Source organism: Streptomyces sp. NPDC047880 (assembly GCF_040706515.1).
Classification (GTDB): Bacteria; Actinomycetota; Actinomycetes; order Streptomycetales; family Streptomycetaceae; genus Streptomyces.
The window spans coordinates 79,088-87,778 of the sequence record NZ_JBEZOK010000034.1 but is presented as its reverse complement, the minus strand read 5'-3'; the positions used below and the strand labels follow the sequence as shown (position 1 = coordinate 87,778).

8 protein-coding genes are annotated in these 8,691 nt (G+C 70.2%); 4 read left to right on the top strand and 4 right to left on the bottom strand.

Going from position 1 to position 8,691, the window contains the following annotated elements:
• Window positions 1-627, top strand: a 627-nt coding sequence (locus tag AB0937_RS35190; protein WP_366717747.1) for a cbb3-type cytochrome c oxidase subunit I, incomplete at its 5' end; no start/stop codon positions are given.
• Window positions 624-974, top strand: a complete 351-nt coding sequence (locus AB0937_RS35185; RefSeq protein WP_366717745.1) for a hypothetical protein — start codon at window positions 624-626, stop codon at window positions 972-974. The genes AB0937_RS35190 and AB0937_RS35185, both read left to right, overlap by 4 nt.
• A 93-nt stretch (window positions 975-1,067) precedes the next feature.
• Here AB0937_RS35185 and AB0937_RS35180 read toward each other — a convergent pair whose 3' ends face one another.
• Window positions 1,068-1,676 carry a DUF2867 domain-containing protein gene (locus AB0937_RS35180; RefSeq protein ID WP_366717743.1) on the bottom strand — a complete coding sequence of 203 codons (609 nt, stop codon included), beginning with the start codon at window positions 1,674-1,676 and terminating at the stop codon, window positions 1,068-1,070.
• A 96-nt stretch (window positions 1,677-1,772) separates the two neighbouring features.
• On the opposite strand from AB0937_RS35180, the gene AB0937_RS35175 reads away from it, so the two are divergent.
• Window positions 1,773-2,330: a TetR/AcrR family transcriptional regulator gene (locus tag AB0937_RS35175; RefSeq protein ID WP_366717741.1), complete on the top strand. Its 558-nt coding sequence runs from the start codon at window positions 1,773-1,775 to the stop codon at window positions 2,328-2,330.
• 209 nt (window positions 2,331-2,539) lie between these two features.
• Here AB0937_RS35175 and AB0937_RS35170 read toward each other — a convergent pair whose 3' ends face one another.
• A complete protein-coding gene (locus AB0937_RS35170; RefSeq protein WP_366717740.1) occupies window positions 2,540-3,199 on the bottom strand; it encodes a TetR/AcrR family transcriptional regulator in 660 nt (219 codons plus the stop codon).
• Between the two features lie 197 nt (window positions 3,200-3,396).
• On the opposite strand from AB0937_RS35170, the gene AB0937_RS35165 reads away from it, so the two are divergent.
• On the top strand, window positions 3,397-4,650 hold the full coding sequence (locus AB0937_RS35165) for a YncE family protein (RefSeq protein WP_366717738.1): 1,254 nt from the start codon (window positions 3,397-3,399) through the stop codon (window positions 4,648-4,650).
• On the opposite strand, the gene AB0937_RS35160 is transcribed toward AB0937_RS35165, so the two are convergent.
• Window positions 4,643-6,508: an endoglycosylceramidase gene (locus AB0937_RS35160; RefSeq protein WP_366717736.1), complete on the bottom strand. Its 1,866-nt coding sequence runs from the start codon at window positions 6,506-6,508 to the stop codon at window positions 4,643-4,645. The genes AB0937_RS35165 and AB0937_RS35160 overlap by 8 nt on opposite strands.
• 76 nt (window positions 6,509-6,584) lie before the next feature.
• Window positions 6,585-8,558: a translation factor GTPase family protein gene (locus tag AB0937_RS35155; RefSeq protein WP_366717734.1), complete on the bottom strand. Its 1,974-nt coding sequence runs from the start codon at window positions 8,556-8,558 to the stop codon at window positions 6,585-6,587.
• Between the last annotated feature and the right edge of the window lie 133 nt (window positions 8,559-8,691).

The window sequence follows — 8,691 nt, the reverse complement described above, 5'->3', positions numbered from 1 at the left end:
CTGTCCTTCGAGACACCGATGCTCTGGGCGACCGGCTTCCTGATCACCTTCACCTTCGGTGGTCTGACCGGTGTCATCCTGGCCTCGCCGCCGATCGACTTCCACGTCTCCGACACGTACTTCGTGGTGGCGCACTTCCACTACGTGATCTTCGGGACGGTCGTGTTCGCGATGTTCTCCGGGTTCCACTTCTGGTGGCCCAAGTTCACCGGGAGGATGCTGGACGAGCGCCTCGGGAAGATCACCTTCTGGACGCTGTTCATCGGCTTCCACGGCACGTTCCTGGTCCAGCACTGGCTGGGCGCCGGCGGCATGCAGCGGCGGATCCCCGACTATCTGGCGGTGGAGGGTCTGACGACTCTCAACACGGTGTCGAGCGTCTTCTCGTTCCTGCTCGGCATGTCGATGCTGCCGTTCTTCTACAACGTGTGGAAGACGGCGAAGCACGGCGAGAAGGTCACGACCGACGACCCGTGGGGCTACGGGCGCTCCCTGGAGTGGGCGACCTCCTGCCCGCCGCCGCGGCACAACTTCGTCGCCCTGCCGCGGATCCGCAGTGAATCCCCGGCGTTCGACCTGCACCACGAGGCCGTCGCGGCGGCCGAGCGGGAGCTGACGCACCGATGACCGCCATGGAGCGGCTTCCCGTGGACCTGCGAGCGTTCCACAACGAGGTCGAGGGCCACCTCCTGGCCGCCGCCGCCCGCGAGGAGGCCCACACGGCGGCCGCCCGCTTCGCCGCCGGGCTCGACTGGCTTACGGAGGGACAACAGGCCGAGGTGGAGCGGCTGTTCGCGGCGGAGCATCTGGCCCTCGCCCGGGCTTCGTGGCAGCACACGGCCCGGCGCGATGAGGAACTGCGGAGCGAGTACGAGGCGGTCTACCGCAGGCTCCGCGCGCGGCTGCTGGCCGGACTTCTTCTGGCGGTCGCGCTGGTGGTGGCGGCGGATCTCGTGGTGCTGGTTTCGGTCTGAGCGGTTCTGGTGAACCTTCGGGTTCTCGCCCGAGCCCCCGCCGTTCCAGGAGCGGGGGCTCGGGTGGAGCCCGGGTCGCGGGGAGGAGAGGCGTCAGCGCGCCGTTCGGCGCGCCGCGTTCTCTCGCCACTCCCGGCCGATCGACCGCATCAGGGCCGGGTACACCCCCAGATACCGGAAAGGCTTGATGCCGAGCATGTACAGGGAGCCGAGGCGGCCGTTGGGCTTCACCAGGACGGCCATCTGACCGCGGTAGCCGCCCTTCCCGTCGGGCACCCAGCCGATGTGCATCACCCCGTGCATGGTCTTGTTGGCGCACTCGGCGGCCCACTCGTCGTGTGTCTGGAAGACCGATGTGAAGGGCGCAGCGCTGAGGTCGGGCCCCTGCGGCCCCACGCGCAGGTCGTCCGGCAGCCGGTCGCGCAGCGTCGCCACCCGGCCGCCGACACCCGAGTCCGGCTTGTCCCAGCCCAGCAGCGCGCCGAGCTTCCAGCGCACCGCGAAGAGGAAGCGGCCCACGGGGTTGCCGCCGTCCGGACCGCCCTTGCCCTCCGCCATCTGCTGGACCAGGTGATGCAGGTCGTCCGGGCCGCCCGGCGTCGGCAGCGCCCACAGATCCTCGAGCCGGAAGTCGCCGGCGATCTCGTGGATCCGCCAGGGGCGGGACGTGTGGTCGGTTGAGGGAAGGCGCAGACCGCTCATGGCAGATCCTTGTCTATACGGTGGCGTATAGATCGAGCATAGACCCATCTATACGCCTCCGTATACTTGGGCGGGACACGTGAGGGAAGGCACAGCATGGGCGCGATCCGTACACCGCGGGACAAGTGGATCGAGGAAGGGCTGCGGGCGCTCGCCGCCGGCGGCCCCGAGGCTGTCCGGGTCGAGGTCCTCGCCCAGGCGCTCGGCGTCAGCAAGGGCGGTTTCTACGGCTACTTCCGCAACCGTGCCGGCCTGCTGGAGGAGATGCTCGACACCTGGGAGCGAGCGGTCACCGAGGATGTCATCGAGCGGATCGAGCGCGACGGGGGCGACGCCCGCGAGCGGCTCGGGCGCCTCTTCGACTTCGTGGGGTCGGGTGAGAAGCGCGTGACCAGCGCCGGGGTCGAGCTCGCGATCCGGGACTGGGCCCGGCGCGACGAAGGCGTCGCGCGTTGCCTCCGCCGGGCCGACAACCGGCGCATGGACTATCTGCGTGAGCTCTACGGAGCCTTCTGTCCCGACGAGGACGATGTCGAGGCCCGCTGCCTGATCACCTTCTCGCTGCGCATCGGCGACCACCTCATCGCAGCCGACAACGGCCCGCGCAGCCGCACGGAAGTCCTCGCCGCGGTCAGGACGCGGTTGTTGAGCTGATAGCCGGTCAGACCCTGATCAAGCCGGGCCCGTCCGTACCTGGCTCAGGAGACCGCCGTCGTCCGCTCCGCGGTCCGCGGTGCCGGTCTCACGGCGGTGGCCGTGACCAGCTCGGGGGCCACCGGCGCAGGTGCCGCCCGGCAGGGGCCGCGACCGGCCGGGGGCCGGACGGCGGGCGGAGGGCACTCCCCCGCACCCGGCAACCACCGTCACCCTTCCGGCTTCCATCCCGGCGGCCACAGGATGCCCAGCAACTGCCGGACCAGTTCGTCGACGACCTCGTCGAGGGTCGCGTCGACCCAGCCGGCGCTCCAGTCATGCAGCAGGCCGTTGACGCTCCCGATGAAGCCCGTGGCGGGGAGGCGGTAGTCGCGCGGTGCGGCCTCCCCGCGTGCGGCGGCGGCGTCGGCCTCGGCGCAGATGAGGTCCACCCAGCCGGCCCGGCGGGCGAGCCGCTGCTCCTCCAGGCGCGGGCTGACGCCGATGATCTCGACGAAGGTGATGCGGATCCGGCGCGGATCGGCGGTGACGTTCCCCGCGTAGGCGCGGAAGACAGCCGTGGCGCGCTCCACGAGCGGCAGGCCGGCCGCACCCGAGGCCGCCTCCAGCGCCGCGGCCTCGGCCCAGCCGTTGACCTGGAGGTGCAGCGCGGCGAGCACGTCCTCGAGGGTGCGGAACTCCTCGTAGAACTGCCGGGTGGACAGCCCGGCCGCCTCACTGAGGGCCGCGACCGTGGTGGAGCGGAAACCGGGGGTGTCGCCGAACAGCTGGAGCGCGGCGTCGAGAAACCGCCGGCGTCGCTCGGCCTGCCGTTCCTCGGCGGTCTTGCCGCCGTAGCGGCCGGTCGGCGCTCTGAGTCTGCCCGGCACCGGCTATCCCTTCGTCGTTCGAACACCGATTTTGTCGTGCACGCGGTCTTGTGGAGAAGGCCACCCCTTCCTTACTTTGCAGTAAGTTGACTCTGAAAGCACGTGTGTTCAGTTTCCACGCGCCATCCGCTTTGGCATGTCCCACTCACCATGCTCGTCCCCGCAGCAGCGACCCCACAGCAGAGAGGGGAGCCGTCATGCCCGTCTTCCGACGCCGGCACCTGTGCTCCGTAGCCGCAGCCCTGGCCCTGACCTTCACCGTTCCCGCGACCGCCGCCACGGCGGCCCCGGGCTCCTCCGCCGCGCTGCGCGAGGTGCTGTTCGTGGGCAACAACTGGGACGGCACCGCCGATGTCATCCGCTCCGGCGGTGACTTCGCGAAGATCGGCCGGATCAACGTCGTCCCCGACAAGGACGAGCGGATGGCGGCGATCAACGCCGACCCGATCAAGTGGATCTACTTCATGGCGATCCGCAACAGCGTCGGCGAGGGCCATGACCAGTTCGTCGACGACATGTACTCCACGCCGGACGGGACGGCGGTGGTCGTCTCGCGGCCCAGCTTCGCCGACGTCGTCTCGATCGACCTCGCCTCCGGGAAGCTCAACTGGCGTTTCCCGGTGTCCGGTTACCGCTCCGACCACATGGCGGTCTCCCCCGACGGCAAGCGCGTGGCGGTATCGGCGTCGACCTCCAACACCGTGCACGTGCTGGACATCGTCTCCGGCAGGGAACTGGGCAAGTTCGGCACCGGCGACAAGCCGCACGAGAACATCTTCACCCGCGACGGCAAGTACATCTACAACATGGCGATCGGGGACGTGAACACGCAGACCGACGCCCCGTGGCTGGACTGGACGAAGGGCGACCGGCGCATCACCGTCGTCGACGCGGCGACGTACAAGCAGGTCAAGGTCATCGACATGCGTGCGCACCTCGACGCGCTCGGGCTCAAGGACCACTCCGACGCGGTCCGCCCGGCCGTCTTCTCCCCGGACGAGTCGAAGCTGTACTTCCAGGTCTCCTTCTTCAACGGCTTCTTCGAGTACGACATCGCCGCCGACAAGATCACCCGCACCAAGACCCTGCCGAAGAACCCGGCGACCGGCGACGACCGCACGACCTTCGTCAACGACTCGCGCCACCACGGCATCTCGATGAGCCCGGACGGCCGCAAGCTGTGCGTCGCGGGCACCATGGACGACTACGCCACCGTCGTCGACCGCGCCACCCTCCAGGAAGGCCCGCTCGTCACCGCCGCCAAGCCCTACTGGGCCACGGTCAGCGGTGACGGCAAGTCCTGCGTGGTGTCCGAGAGCGGCACCGACCAGGTCACGGCCATCGACTTCGCCTCCGGGAAGAAGGTCGTGTCCGTGCCGGTCGGTGACCACCCGCAGCGCGTCCGGCTCGGCCAGGTCGCGGCCGGCTGGACGAGCCCGTCCGCTAACTGACCTCCTTCGCGGCCCACACGGCGAGTTCGGAGCGGGCCGCTGCGAGCAGTTCCGCCGGGGGAGCCGTCGCCCCGTTGGTCACCAGCGCGTAGTGCAGGACGCCCGAGTCCGGCGCGGTGAGCAGCAGGCGGCGGCTTCCCGTGCCGCCGGGTTCCTGCGCCACGCCGACCGCGCTCGTCGAGGGGTAGGCCGGTGGGGCGTGGACCGTGGCCAGGTCGGAGACGACCGTGGTGGACCCGGTCGGGAAGCTCGCCGGCAGGTGCAGTTCGGTGGGTGCCGGGCCGCCGTTCGAGCGCCACAGCAGCAGCCCGTACTGTCCTGACCCCACCAGCCGCCGCACGTTCGGCAGGGAGCCGGGCACCGGGTTCCAGGTCAGGGTCGTCGCCCCGTCCCGGGAGCGGTCCTCGTAGGTGAAGGCGACGGTCTCACCGGCGGTGGCGCTCGGGTAGAGGCGGTCCAGGAGCCGGGCGTCCTGGCGCAGCACGGGCGTGCCCGTGTCGTCGAGCCGTACGGCGGACAGGTCCTCGTCGTTCCAGGCGTCGCCGGTGGTGAGCACCTTGCCGGGGTTGCCGTTCATCGGTTCGCGATGGCGGCCGTTGTAGATGTCCCACTGCCACTGCGAGCCGGAGAGCACGGGGCCCGAGGCGGCCGGGTCGGACCACCAGTCGGCGCCCTTGAGGCGGGAGTCGAGCGCCTGGTACATCGCCTTGAGGACGGTCGGCGCCTTGTCGGAGACGGTGCCGGCGAGGGGATGCCCGAACTCGCTGACCACGGCTGCCGTCCGTGCGGCGGCGGCCCGCTCGCGGACGGTGCGGAAGTCGCCCGCGTACTGGCCGTCGGCCGCCTTGCCCCACATGAAGACCCCGGAGATGGCCTTCTGGTCGTAGAAGTGCGTGTTGAACACGTAGCGCGGTCCGAGCGGGCCGGCGTCCAGCAGGCCGCCCTCCTGCTTCTGGAAGTCCAGGTTGGCGTTCCAGAAGAGGTTCGGTTCGACGAGCGCGGGCTTGTCGCGCCAGCCGGCCGTGTCCATGCGGGCCCGGAACTTCTCGTAGAAGGGCCAGAGCACGTCCTTTTCCCAGGCACGGCTGGTCTGCCCGGAGTCGTACACGCCCGCGTGCGGCTCGTTGTAGGGGTCGAAGCCGGCGATGCCCTTGAACTGGTCGGCGCTCAGGTGCTGTCGCAGGTGTTCCATGGTCTTCTGCGCGGTGGCGAGGAAGGCGTCCTGCACGCCGTGCGCGTTGTGCCAGAAGTCGTACGTGGCCCGCTTCACGGCCTCGTTCTGGGTGATGTTCTGTCCCCAGAACAGGCAGATCCCGCAGGACTCGTCCGGGTAGTTCCCGGCGTCCACGGCCCACTCGGGGGCCCCGTCGCCGGTGTACCAGCTGTCGGTGTCGAAGAGGTGGCGGGAGTAGAGGTCCTGGTGGAAGTCGGGATAGACGCGGATACCGGCGTCCAGGAAGGCCTTCATCTGGTCGGTCGCGGCGGCCAGATAGCCAGTGTCCACCTGGCCGCGCTCGGGTTCGGCGTAGGCCCAGGACAGCAGGAAGCGGACGGTGTTGCCGCCGCCGAGGGCGCGCAGCGCGGTCGCCGACGTGCGGGCGTCGGCGACCGAGGCGAAGGGCAGGCCCTTGTTCTCCGCGAGCTTGGTCTCGCCGGAGACGTTGTAGCCGCGCAGCACGATCTCGCGGCCGTGGGCGTCAATGAAGCGGCCGCCTCGCACGGTGACGGTGGGATCGTCGAACCAGAGGGAGCCGGGCGGGGGCGCGGCGGTGGCCGGCGGTACGCCCGCCACCGAGACGGAGCCGAAGAGGACACCCAGGACGACCAGCAGACGCGCTCGGATAGTCGGCATGTGCATTACAGTCCGGCCATATCAGGACACCGTCAACACCCCTGACTCCGGAGTAAGTTCCCGCCCGGAGAACCCTCACACGTCAACCACCCACCCTTCGTGTCACGTTCAACAAGTACTCCTTCCTGTTCAGCGGGTTGTGGTCGGTGCGCGGGCGTTCGGGGATCGTGCCGTGCGTGACCGGCGCGTAGTGGGCGAAGGAGCTCTCCAGCTCGCCCTCCCCACGGGTGAGCCCCGGCAGCTCCTGCTGGAGGGCGTGCACCCGGGCGGCCGGCACGGTGCCTTCCAGGACGCAGAGCTCCGCCCTGTTGCGCGTCGTCTCCGGTACGGCCGCGAACCGGGCGAGGGCCGGCAGCAGGGCGCCCAGGGTGTCGGCGGGCGCCTCGATGCGGAAGCGGTGCAGCGGCTCGTGGACGCGCGTCCCGGCCCGCCGCAGCGCCTCGAGGAGCACCAGCGGGGTGACACCGCGGAAGTCGGCGCCCGTGCTCGACATGCTCTTGTCGAAGCCCTGGTGGGCATGGCTCTGGCGGGGCGAGTAGCCGCAGTGGGTCATGGTGACCACGCAGTCGGTGACCCGCCAGCCGTGCAGTCCCTGCTCCAGGGTCTCGCGGACGGTGTCCTCGACGGCCTTGAAGAAGGCGTACGGCATCGAGCCGAGCTCCACCTCCAGCCGGAAGCCGACGCCCGAACCGACCGGGGCGGGGTCGACGCGCAGGCCGACCGTCGCGAGGAACGGATTGGGGTCCTTCTTGTTGAACTCCACGGCCTGCCCGCTGCCGAGGAGCCGCTCGACGCACAGGGGCGTCGTCTCGCGGAAGGTGACGTCCAGGCCGTACTCCCCGGCGAGGGTGGCCTGGATGACCTCCTTCTGCACTTCGCCGTACAGGGAGACGGAGGTCTCCCGGCGGCGTTCGTCGCGGCGGAGGCCGATCAGCGGGTCCTGCTCGGCGAGCTGGGTGAGCGCCACGTGGAGCGCCCCCCGGTCGACGTCCGGGCCGGGGACGACGACCGTCTCCAGGGTCGGCGGGGCGAAGAAGTGCTCGTGCGCCGTGCGGGGTTCGCCGATCGCGTCGCCGATCCGGATGTCGCCGAGTCCGGTGAGGCGGGCGATCCGGCCGGCCGTGACCGAGTCCGCGCGGGTGTCCGTGCCGTGGCCGAAGACGCTGATGCCGGTGATCCGGCCTTCGGCCCCGTCCGCACCGAAGGGGACCCTGTCGCGGGTGCACAGGGTCCCGGAGAACATCCGGGCGTAGGCGACCTTCTCCCCCGCCGGGCCCCGGTCGATCTTGAACACGGTGGCGGAGACCGGCCCGTCCGCGTCCCCGTCGGCCACCGGCAGCAGGGTTTCGACACCGGACAGCAGCGCCGCCACGCCCGCGCCGGTGGCGGCGGAACCGAAGTAGACGGGGTGGACGAGCGACTCCCGGGTCTGCCTGACGAGGGACGCGTGCAGCAGCGCGTCCGTGACGGTGTTCTCGACGTACGCCGCCAGCAGGGTGTCGTCGTGCTCGGCCAGGACGTCCAGGGCTCCGGCCGTCCCGGGCCCGGGGATGAAGCGGGCCGTGCGGGTGCCGAGACCGGTGGCGGTCCCCATCGGCACGATCGCGGGCGTCAGCCGCGCCGAGATCTCCCGCAGCAGCGCCTCGTGGCGTGCCCCGCCGCGGTCGATCTTGTTGACGAAGAACAGGGTCGGGATGCGCAGCCGCTGGAGCGTCCGCATCAGCACCCGCGTCTGCGCCTGCACGCCCTCCACGGCGGAGATCACCAGGACGACACCGTCGAGCACGCCGAGCACGCGCTCCACCTCGGCGATGAAGTCCGGGTGGCCGGGGGTGTCGATGAGGTTGACGGTCACGCCGTCGAGCGGGAACGACACGACGGCCGACTTGATGGTGATGCCGCGCTGCCGTTCCAGGGCGAGGGTGTCGGTGCGGGTGTTGCCGTCGTCGACGCTGCCGATCTCGTCGATCACACCGGCCGAATGGAGCAGCCGCTCGGTCAGGCTGGTCTTACCGGCGTCGACATGGGCGAGAATTCCAAGGTTGATCATGTGCACGAAGCGTCATGTCCTTCGGAGAGAGGTCCTTTCCTGACTGGGGGGACATGCACGCAGTGCGCATTCGGGAACTCCTCGGAACGGTCGGTGTCGCTGTCCTGTGCAGTGCAGCAGACCGGCGCGGGAGGCCACA